This is a genomic window from Acinetobacter sp. UBA3025 (assembly GCF_002367915.1).
Lineage (GTDB): Bacteria > Pseudomonadota > Gammaproteobacteria > Pseudomonadales > Moraxellaceae > Acinetobacter.
The window spans coordinates 1-15,729 of the sequence record NZ_DFDO01000188.1 but is presented as its reverse complement, the minus strand read 5'-3'; the positions used below and the strand labels follow the sequence as shown (position 1 = coordinate 15,729).

Here is a 15,729-nt window from a genome sequence, read left to right as displayed (position 1 = left end):
TAAAAGAATTTGCTTTATAGATGGATTATAAAAAATGAAATATTTATAAAATAAAAAGAGGGCTATAAAAGCCCTCTCTACTACTTGATTATAAAAGAATTAGATCAGTTCGATTGCGACCGCAGTTGCTTCACCACCACCAATACATAGTGCAGCGATACCACGTTTACCGCCTGTACGTTTCAATGCATGGATCAAGGTCAGGATAATACGTGAACCTGTAGAACCAACCGGGTGACCGAGTGCACATGCACCACCATTGATGTTGACTTTCTCAGGATCAAGCTTGAACTCATCCATTGGGCACATGGTGACCATAGCAAACGCTTCATTGATTTCCCAAAGGTCAACTTCCTCAGCTTTCCAGCCAGTTTTATCCAGAACTTTCTGAATCGCACCCACTGGCGCAATCGTGAATTCAGATGGATGCTGGGAGTTTGAAGCATAAGCGATGATTTTAGCCAAAGGCGCTAAACCTTTAGCTGCTGCATTTTCGCTTGAAGTCAGAACAAGGGCAGAGGCACCATCTGAAATTGAGCTGGCATTTGCTGCCGTAATTGTCCCGTCTTTTGCAAAAGCAGGACGAAGAGTTGGAATCTTATCAATATTGGCATTGAAAGGTTGTTCGTCCTTATCAACGACGACATCACCTTTACGGGTGGAAACAGTGACTGGCACGATTTCATCAGCAAAGTAGCCTTCATTGACTGCAGTTTGAGCACGTTTCAGTGAACGGATTGCAAATTCATCCATCTGTTCACGTGTATAACCTTTGCTATTTGCCATATCTTGAGCAAATGAACCCATCAGGCGACCAGTTTCGGCATCTTCCAGGCCATCGAGGAACATATGATCCTTGATTTCACCATGACCCATACGGAAACCGCTACGCGCTTTTGGCAATACATATGGCGCATTGGTCATGGATTCCATCCCACCTGCAACCACATAAGTTGCAGAACCTGCCTTAATCATATCTGCCGCTTGCATGACTGCTTTCATGCCTGAACCACATAATTTGTTGATGGTAACAGCACCGGTAGAATCAGGCAGACCTGCTTTACGCATCGCTTGACGGGCAGGGCCTTGTTTTAAACCTGCCGGGAGTACACAACCCATAATGACTTCTTCAATATCGGTTGGCTGCAAACCTGAACGCGCAATCGCCTCTTTGATGGTGGCAGCGCCTAGTTCAGGTGCAGTAACGCTAGCCAAGCTGCCTTGAAAGCCGCCCATCGCTGTACGTGCGCCATTGACAATTACGATGTCAGTCATTGTTATATCTCCCTATAAGTTTTGATCATTTTTTCTCGAACCTAAGCAGTATATTGAAAAAAGTACAGGATTAAAGTCCTAATCTGGATAAATCATAGACTCTAGGGTTTTATTAACAGGAGGCCATATGTTCGATCCGGATATGGCCCATTTTATTCAAGACAATACGTTGCTGGGAAGCAAGGTGAGTAGAACAATAATAAAAGCTGCCATTCGATCCAATCGGTAAAGCAGTCTGTGCCTGATAAGTTACGTTCGGCATACTTAAGGCACCTCGCCAACTCAAGTTACCGTATTTAAGATTAAGTTGTTCAATGTGTAAAATTTGTTCGTCATTGTCGACTTGACGATTACGGTTTTTATCAATAAATACCAGCAAATTTTTATTCCATTGGTTTGCCTGACAGGTTAATGAATCTTGACTGGGACAAATCACAATATTCTGGTGAAACACAGCTGCCTGGCTGCGTGCATAACGATTGGTTGCTGTAAGTTTCATCGGAATATTTTTAGCTTCCTGCTTGGATAGATAATCATGAAAGTAAGGCAAAGCAATGGTGACCACAATTGCGATAAGGGCAATACAGATAATTAACTCAACAATAGTGAACGCTCTTGTTATCTTTTTATACATAGAGTTACCTGATTTATATATTATTTTTATTTGAAACATGCTATTAATTGTGCGTTTTTTATGCTTAATTGAGCGAGTAAGCAATGCCTTACTCAAAATTCAAAAAGGCGCTTAAAAATAAATTGGCAATGACAATAGGCGATTCACAACAAAAAATTGAGTAAAAAATTACTGAATTACAACGGAAATTGTAAGTAATTTTGTCAATAATTTACTTGATTAGATTAATCAAGCACTTGGAAAAATAATAAAGTGTTTGTATGATGCGCAGTGAATAGCTTAAAAATAACACTGGGGTAAAAAAAGCCTATCTCAGAATGGCCTATTAGAAGGCTTGAGCTTGAACAACAATTGTTATCTCTGGAGGATAAATCCATGAAAATGAGTCGTATTGCTTTAGCAATGCTTGTAGCTGCTCCTTTTGCTGCTGCAAACGCAGGCGTAACTGTTACTCCATTAATGTTAGGTTATACTTGGCAAGACACCCAACACAACAATGGCGGTGATGATGGCGAACTAACAACTTCTGGTGAAATGGAAGATGATCTATTTGTTGGTGCTGCAATTGGTGTTGAACTAACTCCATGGTTAGGTTTTGAAGCTGAATATAGCCAAGTTAAAGGCGATATGCGAGATCTACCAGGTGCTGAATACAAAGGCCAGAACATTGCAGGTAATTTCTATGCAACTTCTGACGTATTTACTGGCAACTATGACAGCAAAATCAAGCCATATGCATTGTTAGGTGCTGGTCACTACAAATATGAGTTTGACGGTGCTTCAGAAACTGCTTTAGGTCGTACTGGTCGTGGTTTTGAAGAAGAAGGTACACTAGGTAATGCTGGTATCGGTGCATTCTGGCACATCAACGATGCTTTAGCGCTACGTACTGAAGCTCGTGGTACTTACCACTTCGACGAAAAATTCTGGAACTATACAGCACTTGCTGGTCTTAACGTAGTTCTAGGTGGCCGTTTGAAACCAGCTGCTGACGTTGTAGAAGTTGCTCCAGTTGAGCCAGTAGCTCCAGTAGCTCCAGCTCCACAAGAGTTGACTGAAGACCTGAACATGGAACTTCGCGTGTTCTTTGATACGAATAAATCAAACATCAAAGACCAATACAAACCAGAAATCGCGAAAGTTGCTGAGAAGCTAGTTGAATATCCAAACGCAACTGCTCGTATCGAAGGTCACACAGACAGCACTGGTCCACGTGCATTGAACGAACGTTTATCTCTAGCTCGTGCTAACTCTGTTAAATCTGCACTTGTTAACGAATACAACGTAGATGCATCTCGTTTGTCTACTCAAGGTTTCGCTTGGGATCAACCGATTGCTGACAACAACACTAAAGAAGGTCGTGCTATGAACCGTCGTGTATTCGCGACAATCACTGGTAGCCGTACTGTTCTAGCTGAACAACCAGCTGCTCAATAATTCGTTATTGAACAGTGATTAAAAAAAGCGACTCTTTGAGTCGCTTTTTTTATGGCTGTTTTTTGCATACACTTGCTGCTCGAAACTGATTTGGAGTTAAAGCATGAGTATAGAACTCCCTCAAGACTTACAAAGTCTGGAAGCTAATAGTGGTATATATGCAATCTGGATGATCTTTCATCATTATGGAATGGATCTGCATATTCCTGATCTGGTGCAATTGACACAGTATAATGATGAGATGGGAGCTTCAAGTATTGCACTCGCTGTTGCACTTAAAACACTAGGGCTTGATGTTGAATTTTTTACAGAAACTGATCCCGATAAACAGCCGCTTGAAATCCAGTTTTATCAAAAAGCACAAGAACTCAAAGTGTCTGTTCATGAATATCCACTTTCTTATACAGATATTCAAAAATCAGTAGATAAAGGCCGTTTTGTAATCGTGTTCTACGATACGCTGGAAGGGGTAGGGAACCATTCATTAATTTATGAAATCAATGAAAAAGAAATCAGTTTCTTTGATAGTTTTAATGCTATGTCTAAAGAAGTTTTCGAACAGCAGCGTCGAGTAAAAGGTATTTGTCAGCAAGTCATCGTGATTGATGACCGTAATTTTGTCATGCGTCATAGCTGATTTCAGAATATAAAAAAGCAGCTACTTGAGCTGCTTTTTTAATAAAGGTGAGAACTTAGTCTTTTTCAATATTCATCGGTCGAACATCCATCTCCTGATAGGAAACCAGTTTGGTTTTATATTTCCACTTATAACCTAGCCAGATCACCAGGAATAATAAAATACCGATATAAGTAGAAAGGACAGCCAACCACTCACCATCTAGGACAGCTTGATAATTTTGACCTAGAACAACAATTGAACAAAGGACGAAGGCAAACCAAGGCGCGAACGGGAAGAATTTAGCTCTATAGGCTAGACCTTCAAGTTGATAGCCTTGAGCCAGATAACCTTTACGGAAGCGGTAATGTGAGATCGCAATTCCGAGCCAGACAATGAAGCCACACATACCTGACATATTCAGCAACCAGTTAAAGACTTCCTGCTCGCCAAAGAATGTGGTCAAGAAGCATAGTGCCGCAATCGCCGTGGTCGCATACAGGGCATTCATCGGTACACCGCGTGGATCCAGATGGGCAAACAGCTTAGGCGCACTGCCTTTACGTGCCATATCGAACAGCATACGGGTCGAAGAATACATGCCTGAGTTACCTGCAGACAGAATCGCAGTCAGAATTACCGCATTCATCATACTGGCTGCAAAAGCAAAACCTGCTTTCTCATACAATAAAGTGAATGGAGAAAGGGCAATATCTTCAGTTGCAGCTGCCTGTAAGAGACGCGGATCATTATAAGCAACCAATGTACCGATAATGAAAATACATACGATATAGAACAGCAGGATTCGCCAGAAGATTTGCTTGATCGCTACTGGAATGGTTTTTTGCGGATCTTTAGATTCACCAGCCGCTACACCAACCATCTCGGTACCCTGGAACGAGAATCCGGCAATCATGGCAACACCAATCAAGGCCTGGAAACCGCCTACAAAAGGCGCTTCACCTACGCTCCAGTTTGCAAATGCCGAAACACCCGGTGTGAGCATGATCTTGGCAATCATCCAGATCCCGATGATGATAAAGGCAATAATTGCCAGAACTTTCACTAATGAGAAGAAGAATTCTGATTCACCAAAACCTTTTACTGTGAGAGCGTTAATCCCAAAGATCACAGCGAGGAAGATCGCACTCCAGTAAAAGCCCGGAATATCAGGGAACCAGAATTTCATAATGAACTGTACGGCAACCAGTTCAAAGGCAACGGTAATCGCCCAGTTGTACCAGTAGTTCCAGCCTAAAGCGAAACCAAAACCACCTTCGACATATTTGGTACCGTAGGTAAAGAATGCGCCCGAGGTCGGATTATGAGTCGCAAGTTCTCCAAGGCTGGTCATCAAGAAATAAATCATTACGCCAATCAGGGCATAGGCGAGAAGTGCACCACCCGGGCCTGCGCTGGCAATGGTCGCACCTGAGGCCAGGAATAAACCTGTACCGATAGACCCGCCAATCGCGATCATATTGAGATGACGAGCACCAAGCTTACGCTGCAGCTGCACGCTGTTCTGAGTTTCGCTCATCATGATTCCTTAGCATTTTTTTGAGTGCTGGCGAAGAGCACTTTAAAACCTTGTTGATCAGTTTTGACTGTACATTGGCCAAAACTTTGTTCAATTAAAATTGGATAATTTAAGAAGCGGTTTGCCACAATCCACAATTCACCACCAGACTTGAGATGACGACGCGAAGTCTTGCATAAAGTTTCACTGGCCGCATAGTTGGTCTGGATTCCCTGGTGGAAAGGGGGATTGCTGACAATGGCATGTAAAAAGAGCGGTGCATCTTCAATACCTGACACAGCTTTAATTTCCAGCTGCTGAGGACTGAGCTGATTTCTCTCAAATGTCATTTGGGTAGAAGCCAAGGCAAAGGCATCCACGTCCAGAGCAAAAATACGGTTCTCAGGATTCAGTTTGGCTAAATAAGCACTGATCACGCCTGCACCACAGCCAAAGTCGGCAATCTTGCCTGAAGTCACTTGAGATAAATAGGGTAAGAACACCGCTGTTCCTACATCCAAATGATCCTGACTGAATACACCTGGAAGTGCACAAATCTGCAAATCACCTTTTGGTGTCGCCACTGTATAGGTCTGTGCCCAATCTGCCAACGCTTTTGCTTCGACCGTGCAGTCTAGAGTCAATTGCCACAATTGGCAATGTCGTGCGCTGTCGAGCTTGATGAGTTTACCATAAGCCTGTAGCTGCTTTGCCGCACGCTCTACGCCACCTTTCTTTTCACCCACAAGAAAGACACTGCTGCCTTGTTTTAATCGGGCTGCAATATTGTGAATCAGATAATTCAATAATTCTTTTGATTTAGGTACGAAAATAACTGCCTGATCAAATTCCTGATCAGGAAATTCTGCGCCGAAATGAATCTGGGCCTGCTGTGACTGGAAATATTGAAAATCATTATAATTCCATGTCCAAACAAAGGGCTGGATAGATTCACCACATTCAGCAATAAGCTCATCGGTCGGGGCATTTACCAGCAATACGCGACCAGACAAATAATCATATTGTCTTAATAAAACTTCGCTTTTAGGATCCATAGATCTCTCTCCAATAGAAAAAACACTGTCCGAGTCCAACTCAGACAGTGTTTTTTGGACATGAAATTACTTCTTTACTTCAGGAAGTACAATATTCAATATGAGGGCTGCAATACCGCCTGTCGCAACACCTGAGCTAAAGATGTTACGGAATAATTCAGGAAGATGTTCCAGAATTTGAGGTACCTGTGCAACGCCTAAGCCAAGTGCAAGCGAAATTGCAATGATCAGCAGGGCACGACGGTCTAAGTGAATACCAGACAGGATATTAATCCCAGATGCAGCGACTGCACCGAACATCACCATCACTGCACCACCAAGCACAGCTTGAGGAACGGCCTGAATCACACCGGCCACTGCTGGAAGTAGACCTAGAATCACGAGGAGTGCTGCGATCCAGATCCCGACATAACGGCTAGCTACACCAGTCAGCTGAATGACACCATTATTTTGTGCGAAAACTGAACTTGGGAAGGTATTAAATAAGCCTGCAAGCAGGGAGTTGGCACCATTCACCAATACACCACCTTTAATGCGATTCATCCAGGTTTGACCATCGACTGGCTGATTCGATAATTTTGATGTTGCGGTAATATCACCAATGGCTTCTAGTGAAGTCACCAGGTAAATGAATGCCATTGGAATGAATAAGCTCCATGAGAAGCTTAAACCAAAATGCATTGGGGTAGGAATCTGAACCAGAGGTGCATCTTTTAAACCATCAAAGTTGAGATGACCCATAAAGCCGGCAAGGATATAACCCACAACCAGTGCAATCAGAATTGCTGAGCTTTTTACCCAGGTAATACGCACACGGTTCAGTAAAATAATTAATGCCAGAACGGTACATGACATGATCAGGTTATCTGCATTGGCGAAAGTTTTGTCACCCATGGCTTGATAACCACCACCCATGCTGATCAGACCTTCTTTAATCAAGGTTAAACCAATCAATAGAACTACAATACCCGTTACTAGTGGAGTAATGAGTTTCTTCACCCATGGCAAAATGCGTGACACGCCCATTTCAATAAATGAACCTGCAATCACTACACCAAAGATCGAAGCCATCACCGCTTCTACCGGTGTGCCTGCAGCGACCATCGCTGAACCGATCCCGATGATTGGGCCAATAAAGTTAAAACTTGTACCCTGAACAATCAGCAAGCCTGCGCCAAAGGGACCCACTTTCTTGGATTGTAAGAAAGTTGCGATACCAGAGATCACCAAAGACATGGACAAGATCATGTTGGTGTCTTCTTTAGACACACCCAATGCCAGACAGATCAGTAAACCTGGCGTTACAATTGGGACAATAATGGCCAATAAATGCTGGAATGCGGCTAAAAATGCGATAAACGGTTTAGGACGATCTTCAAGGCCGTAGACAAGGTCAAGTTGATCTTTAGAAAGAGGAGATTGATTAAAATCAGACATGTGTCAATGCAAATTAAGGCTGGGTGGCGCTATTCTAATCGAGTTACACGTCATTACAAAAGTAATTGGAAAAAAAATTGACGCTCTCTACAAACAGTCACTGTCAAAAGTTTGTATTTTTCTGTATAATTTGCCCTCAAATTTAAAACGTATCGAATTTACATGTCAGATATTAAAACTCTCCGTAACATTGCCATTATCGCGCACGTCGACCATGGTAAAACCACTCTTGTAGACAAACTTTTGCAACAATCAGGTGCTCTCGGTGATCGCGCGGGTGAGATCGAGCGTGTCATGGATTCGAACGCGTTAGAATCTGAACGTGGTATTACCATTCTTGCAAAAAACACTGCAATCAAATGGTTAGATAAACGTACAGATACAGAATACCGTATTAACATCGTGGACACCCCGGGACACGCCGACTTTGGTGGTGAAGTTGAACGTGTAATGTCGATGGTTGACTGCGTACTGCTTCTTGTAGATTCACAAGAAGGTCCTATGCCACAAACCCGTTTCGTAACGCAAAAAGCGTTCGCGCGTGGTTTGAAACCAATCGTAATTATCAATAAAGTTGATAAACCAAGTGCGCGTCCAGACTGGGTAATCGACCAAGTATTCGACCTGTTCGACAACCTGGGCGGTACTGACGAACAGTTAGACTTCCCAGTAGTTTATGCTTCTGGTCTTCGTGGTGTTGCTGGTCCTTCTCCAGAAGAACTTGCTGACGACATGACTCCATTGTTCCAAACAATCGTAGACATCGTTGAGCCACCAGCAGTTGACGTTGATGGTCCATTCCAGATGCAAATTTCATCTTTGGACTATAACAGCTTCGTAGGTGTAATCGGTGTTGGTCGTATCCAGCGCGGTTCTGTAAAACTGAACACTCCTGTGACTGTCATCGACAAAGAAGGCAAAACTCGTAACGGCCGTATCTTGAAAATCATGGGTTACCATGGTCTAGAACGTGTTGATATTGAAGAAGCTTCTGCAGGTGATATCGTTTGTGTAACTGGTATCGATGCACTGAACATTTCAGACACCCTATGTGATCCTAAAAACGTTGAAGCGCTTCCAGCACTTTCTGTCGATGAACCGACTGTGTCTATGACTTTCCAGGTGAACAATTCTCCGTTCGCTGGTAAAGAAGGTAAATTCGTAACTTCACGTAATATCCGTGAACGTCTAGACCGCGAATTGATCCACAACGTAGCACTTCGTGTTGAAGATACTGACAGTCCTGACCGTTTCAAAGTATCTGGTCGTGGTGAGCTTCACCTTTCTGTACTGATCGAAAACATGCGTCGTGAAGGCTTCGAACTTGGTGTATCACGTCCGCAAGTGATCATGAAAGAAATCGACGGTCAAATGCAAGAACCGTACGAAAACGTAACGTTTGACGTTGAAGAACAGCACCAAGGTTCTGTAATGGAACAAATGGGTCACCGTAAAGGCGAAATGACCAATATGGAAGTTGACGGTAAAGGCCGTATCCGTATTGAAGCAACTGTTCCTTCACGTGGCTTGATCGGTTTCCGTTCTGAATTCATGACCATGACTTCTGGTACTGGTATCATGACTTCAAGCTTCTCGCACTACGGTCCTGCTAAACAAGGTACTGTTGCGAAACGTCAAAACGGTGTACTGATTTCTATGGTTCAAGGTACTTGTCTGGGCTATGCACTGTTCACACTTCAAGACCGTGGTCGTCTGTTTGCTAAACCACAGTTAGAAGTTTATGAAGGTATGATCGTAGGTATCAACTCACGTTCTGACGACATGGTGGTTAATCCAACTAAAGCGAAACAGTTAACTAACGTACGTGCGTCTGGTACTGATGAAGCATTGACTCTTGTTCCAAACCTTGAATACACGCTAGAACAAGCGCTTGAATTCATTGAAGATGACGAGCTAGTTGAAGTAACACCTAAGTCAATCCGTATCCGTAAGCGTTACCTGACTGAAAACGAACGTAAACGTAACCGTTCTAAATAAGACCGGTCACTGATACGAAAAAAGCCGCTGAATCAGTTCAGCGGCTTTTTTATTGGGTAGAAATTACATACACTTAATAAATTAGTTTTAAATAGAAATCCCTAACTAATGTATAATCCATCACAAAATTGCATAAAAATACTGGTGACTTTATGAGCATTATTCAAGAATTTAAAGAATTTGCGGTAAAAGGCAATGTCATGGATCTCGCAGTGGGTGTGATCATTGGCGGTGCTTTCAGTAAAATTATCGATTCTATGGTGAAAGACATCATCATGCCTGTCGTGAGTTGGATCTTGGGTGGTGATGTTGATTACTCTAACTGGTTTGTCGTATTAGGTGATAATCCAAATAATGTGACCAATCTGGCGGAAGCGCAGGCAGCAGGTCTGAATGTCTTTGCTTATGGTAATTTCTTGACCATTCTCATTAACTTCCTGTTATTGGCATGGGTGGTGTTCTGGTTAGTGAAGCTGATGAACAAACTACGCCGAAAACAAGAAGCGGAACCAGAGCCAGAAGCGACTCCGGAAGATATTGCATTGTTACGTGAAATTCGTGATGAGCTAAAAAAACGTCCTGAAGCTTAAGCTTTCGGAGTAAATAAAAAAACGGCGTATAAGCGCCGTTTTTTTATTTTCTGACCTCTCCCTAACCCTCTCCTGAGAGGAGAGGGAACCCTAAAGGAATTAAAAATCCATCCGAAACTTAATTTCGACCAAATGAAAACCGAACTGACTTTTGATTGGGCCATGCAGAACATGTTCTGCAGCAGTAAAGACCAGTTTATCAATCACTGGAACGAGTTGGCCTTTTTTTACTTCACCAAGTTCACCACCGCGTTTAGCAGAGTTGCAAGTCGAGTACTGTTTGGCAATCTTAGAAAAATCTGCACCTGCTAGAATTTTCTTTTTGAGTTGTTCGGCAGTATCTTTATCCTTCACCAGAATATGACGGACAATTGCAGTCTTCATGATTTCTTACCTCGTACGGCAGCCATACGCTTAGGTGAAAGTTTTACCTTTTTCAGCGGCTGGCATTCAGGACAATAGACGGATGCGCGCTGGCCGAGTTTGATATTTTCCAGTGTGGTTTCGCAGTTCACGCACATTTCTCCTGCACGGCCATAAGCCAGCAGCGTCTGCTGGAAATAACCATTTTCTCCCATGGCATTGGTATAGTCGCGTAAAGTAGAACCCCCTAGGACAATTGCCTGTTTTAAAATGCGCTTGATCTCAACCACCAGTTTTTCAACCTGTTCGAAACTCAAACTTGAGGCTGGCTGGGCTGGATGAATACCCATATTGAACAGGCTTTCAGTTGCATAGATATTGCCTACGCCGACCACGACATGGTTATCCATAATTGCAACTTTGGTGCCAACGTTTTTATTTTTTAGTTTTTCAAATAGATATTCGGCATTAAAAGCATCGCTTAATGGCTCCGGCCCAAGCGTATCAATCAGTTTGCTTTGTGATTGAGCGTCTAACCAGAGAATACAGCCGAAACGGCGCGGATCATGGTAACGCAGCTGGATCTCTTCAAACTGGATAATCAGATGATCATGCTTGCGCAATTCTTCATTGGCTTCACACAAGCGAAAGCTGCCTGACATACCCAGATGCCAGAGCATCGTATCCTGTTCAAATTGCGCCAAAATATATTTGGAACGACGCGTAAGCTGAATCAGGCGCTGTCCTTGCAGACGCGCGAGATCATCAGGAATCGGCCAACGTAAACTAGGCTGACGCACTTCAACTTTTAGCACTTGCTGATTAAGAAGGGGAAGGAGGCTGGTTTTGGTGGTTTCAACTTCGGGTAATTCAGGCATAACACTTGGTAGCTAATATCATGAGGCTAATATTGGGCGTTTTAAGTCTGAATGCAAGTCCTGTTTGAATAGAAGTTATAAGCAGGACATTCAAAAATATTTTAACAATTGGTTAAAAAATAAACTTTAATATTGAGATGGTTTCAGATCCAAATAATAGAAATAGGAAGTATATTGTTTGATTTTTAGTATTTAACTTACTGAAAAATATAAATTCTATAGAATTTATTGTTATATAAAACATCTTTTCTTATAACTTAAAGTTTTACCAATAATAAAAAAAATGCTGCGTTTTTAAGTGAAAAGTTATGTAACGTTCTGTATCAAGTCATACAGGGCATGCATCAGGCTGCCTTTACTCTCTCCATATGTTTAGGTTTTATATGAAAAAGTCAAGTCTAGCTTTATTGCCATTGATGGCAGCCATGACCTCTGCTCAGGCTGAATCTGCATTTGATCCTCAAGGACAGTACCTATTAGGTGACTGGAATGGAAAACGTACTGAACTTGCTCAACAAGGTGTCAAGTTTGAAGCAAACTTACTGACAGATACAGCGTATCTGGCTGATGGCGGACGTAATGAAGGGGCTGATCCTCTAACTTCTGCACAGTTATGGTTGGGTACACAGTTAGACATGGAAAAACTGGCTGGCTGGGATGGCGTAACTGTTCGTGCAGTGGCGACTGCGCGTCAGGGTCAAAGTACATCGGTACGTGATTTACAAGGTGATGCAGCTCAATGGGCCAATGTTCAAGGGACATTTGGCCGTGGTAACCAGGACAGCCGTTTAACCGAACTTTCAATTGAAAAGAACTATAAGGATCAAGGACTGAGCATTAAAGCTGGTCGTCTGGGTCTCGGTATGGACTTTAATGTGATGGCCTGTGATTTTGCCAGTACAGCATTTTGTGCTGCGCAGATGGGTAAATGGCAGGGCAATATCTGGATGAATACCCCAGTCGCACAATGGGGTGCACGTGTAAAACAGCAGTTAAATCCTGAAGTTGCTGTACAAGTCGGTGTTTATGAATTTAATCCAGATAATGGTAATGCCAAATCCGAAGGTCAGGGCTGGAGTCTGGATACCGACAATGCTGATGGTGTGACCATTCCTGCAGAAGTAATCTGGACACCAAAATCATTGGTAAATGGTTTGCCTGGCAGCTATCGTGTAGGCGGTATGTATAACACTGCTGATGATGTTGCCAACCAGAAAGATGTTGCGACAGGTGAAGGAAAAAACCGTACCTTTGCGGGCTGGCTAGCTGTAGAGCAGCAGTTGACCTCAACCGGCAGTGGCCGTCAGGGTCTACATTCATTCGCTAACTTTACCTGGCATGACCGTGATACCAATAAAGTGGATAATTCACAACAGTTGGGTCTGAAATATATTGGTCTGGTGGATAGCCAGCCAAATGATATTTTGGGTTTAGCGGTTAACCGTGTACATGTAAATGACCGCTTCGCAGATTCACGTCCAGTATATGATGCGAGTGCCGAATACAATATCGAACTCAACTACAGCTATAACGCAACAAAATGGCTGATGCTACGTCCAAACCTGCAATACGTTATAAATCCGGGGTCTAGCAATCAAGTGGATAATGCATTGGTGTTAGGTTTGACTACACGAGTGATCTTCTAAAAAGAATTTAATCACGTTATAAATAAACAGGCTCATCAGAGCCTGTTTTTTATTTTTTGGTAAAAAGTTCTGAAAAGCCACTTCACAAAAAGAGGGAATACCGCGTGTCACTACTATTTCAGCCGGTTCAGTTTGGATCATTGCAACTTAAAAATAAAATTGTGATTGCCCCGATGTGTCAGTACTCTGCAACCGAGCAAGGTGAAATCACTTACTGGCATGAACAACAATGGGCCAATTATGCCTTATCCAGTGCAGGTCTTTGCATTGTGGAAGCCACCGCTGTACAACCTGAAGGTCGCATCAGTTATGCCGATTTAGGGCTTTGGAATGACCAGCAGGCCAGTCAGATCAAAACCTTACTGCAAAAGGTCAAGTCAATTTCTCCTATGCCTTTTGCAATACAGCTTGCACATGCAGGCCGTAAAGCCTCTACAGATAAACCTTGGGGTGGCAAAGGGCAGTTCGCCCCAGATCATTCACTCGGCTGGCAAACTGTCTCTGCCAGTGATATTCCTTTCCAGGCTCATGAACATCCACCCAAGTCTTTAAGTGTTGATGAAATCCAGCAAGTGATTCAGGATTTTGCAGCCAGTGCCAAGCGAGCGGTTGAAGCAGGCTTTGAACTGATTGAGCTACATGCAGCACATGGTTATCTATTGCATCAGTTCATGTCACCGTTATCGAATCATCGTCAGGATCAATATGGCGGTTCATTTGAAAACCGTATTCGTCTGACGCTTGAAGTATTTGAAGCAATAAAAGCCGCCGTACCAGAAGATTTTCCAATTGGTGTTCGTATCTCAGCAACGGACTGGATGGATGGCGTAGAAAGTTGGGATGTAGAATCTTCAGTTGAACTATCCAAAGAACTGGAGAAACTGGGTGCAGTCTATATTCACGTTTCGAGTGCAGGTTTACACGTCGATCAGAAAATTGATGTACATCCGAACTACCAAGTACCTTTTGCTGAAGCGATTAAAAAGGACGTGAATATTCCAGTCATTGCTGTGGGTCTGATTACCGATGCACAGCAGGCAGAAGGCATACTGGAGTATAAACAGGCTGATGCGATCGCGATTGCACGTGCCTTACTTTATGATCCACGCTGGCCTTGGCATGCCGCAGTAACGCTGGATGAGAAAATAGCCATTTCTCCACAATATTTACGTTCTGCACCACATGGCTTAAATCAGTTGTTTGAATCATTTTAAGGCCATTTTTTCTTAGAAAGGCTTATAATAACGCATCTCAAACAACAGGACATTTCATATGATTATTGCGGTAATTGTGCCCATATTTTTATTATTGGCACTAGGTTACCTGAGTGTGAAATGTCAAATTCTAAAAAAAGAACAGGTCGAAATGGTAGGGGCCTTTGTCATCAAAGTGGCCTTACCATTACTGTTCTTCCAGTTTCTAGCCTCTAAAGATTTGCATGAAATCTGGTATTTTGAATACTTTGCGGTCTATACCTCTGTCACTTTATTACTTTATGGTTTCAGCTTCTGGTTAATGCGCCGTCAGTTCCGGAATACCTCTTCGCATAGTGCTGTTCTGTCCTTGGGGGCAGCGATGTCCAATACCGGATTGATTGGTACAGCAGTACTCACTTTATTGGTGGGACAGCATGCAATGACCTATACCTCATTGGTGGTCATAATTGAAAGCATGATCCTGATTCCGATGGTCTTGATCCTGGCTGCACTCGGTACACAATATCAAGCCAATCTGGGCAGTCTTGTGAAAAGTACCATTCTAATGCTGTTTAAGAACCCTTTATTTATGGGGGTGATGCTGGGTATGGCCTGTGCGATTTTTGAAATTCGCCTGCCAATTTATCTGGATCAGGTCTTTGCCATGATTGGACAGACTGCCTCACCTTTGGCGCTGTTTGCGATTGGTGGCGGAATCGTGGGCATGAGCCTGAAATATGTGAATCTGCAAAGTTCCTATTTGGTATTTTCCAGCAATATCCTGATGCCGATTCTAATGTATCTGGGCCTAAGTCGACTGACTCACCTAAGTCAGGAAATGATTTATGCTGGGACTTTGATTGCAGCCCTACCTATGCCAACGATTTTTGGTATGTTAGGGCAGGCGTACGGCCTCAATGAGCGGACTCTAACGCCATTATTAATGAGTACCCTTGCAGGTTTTGTGGTTGCCAGTGGCCTTATTACTTTGTGGTGGAGTTAACCAAGCTGGCTTATAAATCTATAGCCCATAAAAAAAAGCTCCAACAGGAGCTTTTTTTATTTGGCGGATTCAAGCGGCAAGT

14 protein-coding genes are annotated in these 15,729 nt (G+C 43.0%); 7 read left to right on the top strand and 7 right to left on the bottom strand.

Annotation, left to right across the window (positions count from 1 at the left end; translation table 11 throughout):
- Positions 1-99 precede the first annotated feature (99 nt).
- Complete coding sequence (locus tag B4J23_RS07865; RefSeq protein WP_291359804.1) at positions 100-1,275, bottom strand: thiolase family protein; 1,176 nt, start codon at positions 1,273-1,275, stop codon at positions 100-102.
- Positions 1,276-1,387: 112 nt separating this feature from the next.
- Entirely contained in the window at positions 1,388-1,909 is a 522-nt protein-coding gene (locus B4J23_RS07860; protein WP_291359802.1) for a GspH/FimT family protein, read from the bottom strand.
- Between the two features lie 375 nt (positions 1,910-2,284).
- On the opposite strand from B4J23_RS07860, the gene omp38 reads away from it, so the two are divergent.
- Both omp38 and B4J23_RS07850 read left to right on the top strand, forming a co-directional pair.
- Complete coding sequence (gene omp38, locus B4J23_RS07855) at positions 2,285-3,346, top strand: outer membrane protein Omp38 (RefSeq protein ID WP_179993194.1); 1,062 nt, start codon at positions 2,285-2,287, stop codon at positions 3,344-3,346.
- A gap of 103 nt (positions 3,347-3,449) precedes the next feature.
- Entirely contained in the window at positions 3,450-3,983 is a 534-nt protein-coding gene (locus B4J23_RS07850; RefSeq protein WP_180052859.1) for a peptidase C39, read from the top strand.
- 55 nt (positions 3,984-4,038) lie between these two features.
- On the opposite strand, the gene B4J23_RS07845 is transcribed toward B4J23_RS07850, so the two are convergent.
- From B4J23_RS07845 to B4J23_RS07835, 3 genes are all read right to left on the bottom strand, one after another.
- Positions 4,039-5,502 (bottom strand): amino acid permease, encoded by a 1,464-nt coding sequence (locus tag B4J23_RS07845; RefSeq protein WP_180070505.1) that lies wholly within the window; start codon positions 5,500-5,502, stop codon positions 4,039-4,041.
- Complete coding sequence (locus tag B4J23_RS07840) at positions 5,502-6,536, bottom strand: methyltransferase (protein WP_291359798.1); 1,035 nt, start codon at positions 6,534-6,536, stop codon at positions 5,502-5,504. The genes B4J23_RS07845 and B4J23_RS07840 overlap by 1 nt, the downstream gene beginning before the upstream one ends.
- A gap of 66 nt (positions 6,537-6,602) precedes the next feature.
- Positions 6,603-7,973, bottom strand: a complete 1,371-nt coding sequence (locus tag B4J23_RS07835) for a uracil-xanthine permease family protein (protein WP_166139125.1) — start codon at positions 7,971-7,973, stop codon at positions 6,603-6,605.
- Between the two features lie 162 nt (positions 7,974-8,135).
- Here B4J23_RS07835 and typA point away from each other — a divergent pair, with 162 nt between their 5' ends.
- Together typA and mscL are read left to right on the top strand one after the other, a co-directional pair.
- Positions 8,136-9,971: a translational GTPase TypA gene (gene typA, locus B4J23_RS07830; protein ID WP_291359794.1), complete on the top strand. Its 1,836-nt coding sequence runs from the start codon at positions 8,136-8,138 to the stop codon at positions 9,969-9,971.
- A gap of 152 nt (positions 9,972-10,123) precedes the next feature.
- Entirely contained in the window at positions 10,124-10,561 is a 438-nt protein-coding gene (mscL, locus tag B4J23_RS07825) for a large conductance mechanosensitive channel protein MscL (RefSeq protein WP_291359792.1), read from the top strand.
- A 99-nt stretch (positions 10,562-10,660) separates the two neighbouring features.
- Here the strand turns inward: mscL and B4J23_RS07820 are convergent, their stop codons facing one another.
- Positions 10,661-10,945 carry a peptidylprolyl isomerase gene (locus B4J23_RS07820; protein WP_004785172.1) on the bottom strand — a complete coding sequence of 95 codons (285 nt, stop codon included), beginning with the start codon at positions 10,943-10,945 and terminating at the stop codon, positions 10,661-10,663.
- Positions 10,942-11,802 (bottom strand): bifunctional DNA-formamidopyrimidine glycosylase/DNA-(apurinic or apyrimidinic site) lyase, encoded by an 861-nt coding sequence (gene mutM / locus B4J23_RS07815; protein WP_291359790.1) that lies wholly within the window; start codon positions 11,800-11,802, stop codon positions 10,942-10,944. Before mutM ends, B4J23_RS07820 begins: the two co-directional genes overlap by 4 nt.
- Before the next feature lie 383 nt (positions 11,803-12,185).
- Here mutM and B4J23_RS07810 point away from each other — a divergent pair, with 383 nt between their 5' ends.
- The 3 genes from B4J23_RS07810 to B4J23_RS07800 all read left to right on the top strand — a co-directional run bounded on the left by B4J23_RS07810 (position 12,186) and on the right by B4J23_RS07800 (position 15,647).
- The gene (locus B4J23_RS07810; protein ID WP_291359788.1) at positions 12,186-13,448 is read left to right on the top strand and encodes a carbohydrate porin; all 1,263 of its coding nucleotides are present in this window, start codon (positions 12,186-12,188) and stop codon (positions 13,446-13,448) included.
- Between the two features lie 104 nt (positions 13,449-13,552).
- Positions 13,553-14,662 (top strand): NADH:flavin oxidoreductase/NADH oxidase, encoded by a 1,110-nt coding sequence (locus tag B4J23_RS07805; protein ID WP_180159617.1) that lies wholly within the window; start codon positions 13,553-13,555, stop codon positions 14,660-14,662.
- A gap of 58 nt (positions 14,663-14,720) precedes the next feature.
- The gene (locus B4J23_RS07800; RefSeq protein WP_291359786.1) at positions 14,721-15,647 is read left to right on the top strand and encodes an AEC family transporter; all 927 of its coding nucleotides are present in this window, start codon (positions 14,721-14,723) and stop codon (positions 15,645-15,647) included.
- Positions 15,648-15,729 lie beyond the last annotated feature (82 nt).

What these genes read in the sequence shown, in the direction of transcription:
- B4J23_RS07865 (WP_291359804.1), bottom strand. Translation starts at nt 1,275, where the DNA reads ATGACTGACATCGTAATTGTCAATGGCGCACGTACAGCGATGGGCGGC.
- B4J23_RS07860 (WP_291359802.1), bottom strand. Translation starts at nt 1,909, where the DNA reads ATGTATAAAAAGATAACAAGAGCGTTCACTATTGTTGAGTTAATTATC.
- omp38 (WP_179993194.1), top strand. Translation starts at nt 2,285, where the DNA reads ATGAAAATGAGTCGTATTGCTTTAGCAATGCTTGTAGCTGCTCCTTTT.
- B4J23_RS07850 (WP_180052859.1), top strand. Translation starts at nt 3,450, where the DNA reads ATGAGTATAGAACTCCCTCAAGACTTACAAAGTCTGGAAGCTAATAGT.
- B4J23_RS07845 (WP_180070505.1), bottom strand. Translation starts at nt 5,502, where the DNA reads ATGAGCGAAACTCAGAACAGCGTGCAGCTGCAGCGTAAGCTTGGTGCT.
- B4J23_RS07840 (WP_291359798.1), bottom strand. Translation starts at nt 6,536, where the DNA reads ATGGATCCTAAAAGCGAAGTTTTATTAAGACAATATGATTATTTGTCT.
- B4J23_RS07835 (WP_166139125.1), bottom strand. Translation starts at nt 7,973, where the DNA reads ATGTCTGATTTTAATCAATCTCCTCTTTCTAAAGATCAACTTGACCTT.
- typA (WP_291359794.1), top strand. Translation starts at nt 8,136, where the DNA reads ATGTCAGATATTAAAACTCTCCGTAACATTGCCATTATCGCGCACGTC.
- mscL (WP_291359792.1), top strand. Translation starts at nt 10,124, where the DNA reads ATGAGCATTATTCAAGAATTTAAAGAATTTGCGGTAAAAGGCAATGTC.
- B4J23_RS07820 (WP_004785172.1), bottom strand. Translation starts at nt 10,945, where the DNA reads ATGAAGACTGCAATTGTCCGTCATATTCTGGTGAAGGATAAAGATACT.
- mutM (WP_291359790.1), bottom strand. Translation starts at nt 11,802, where the DNA reads ATGCCTGAATTACCCGAAGTTGAAACCACCAAAACCAGCCTCCTTCCC.
- B4J23_RS07810 (WP_291359788.1), top strand. Translation starts at nt 12,186, where the DNA reads ATGAAAAAGTCAAGTCTAGCTTTATTGCCATTGATGGCAGCCATGACC.
- B4J23_RS07800 (WP_291359786.1), top strand. Translation starts at nt 14,721, where the DNA reads ATGATTATTGCGGTAATTGTGCCCATATTTTTATTATTGGCACTAGGT.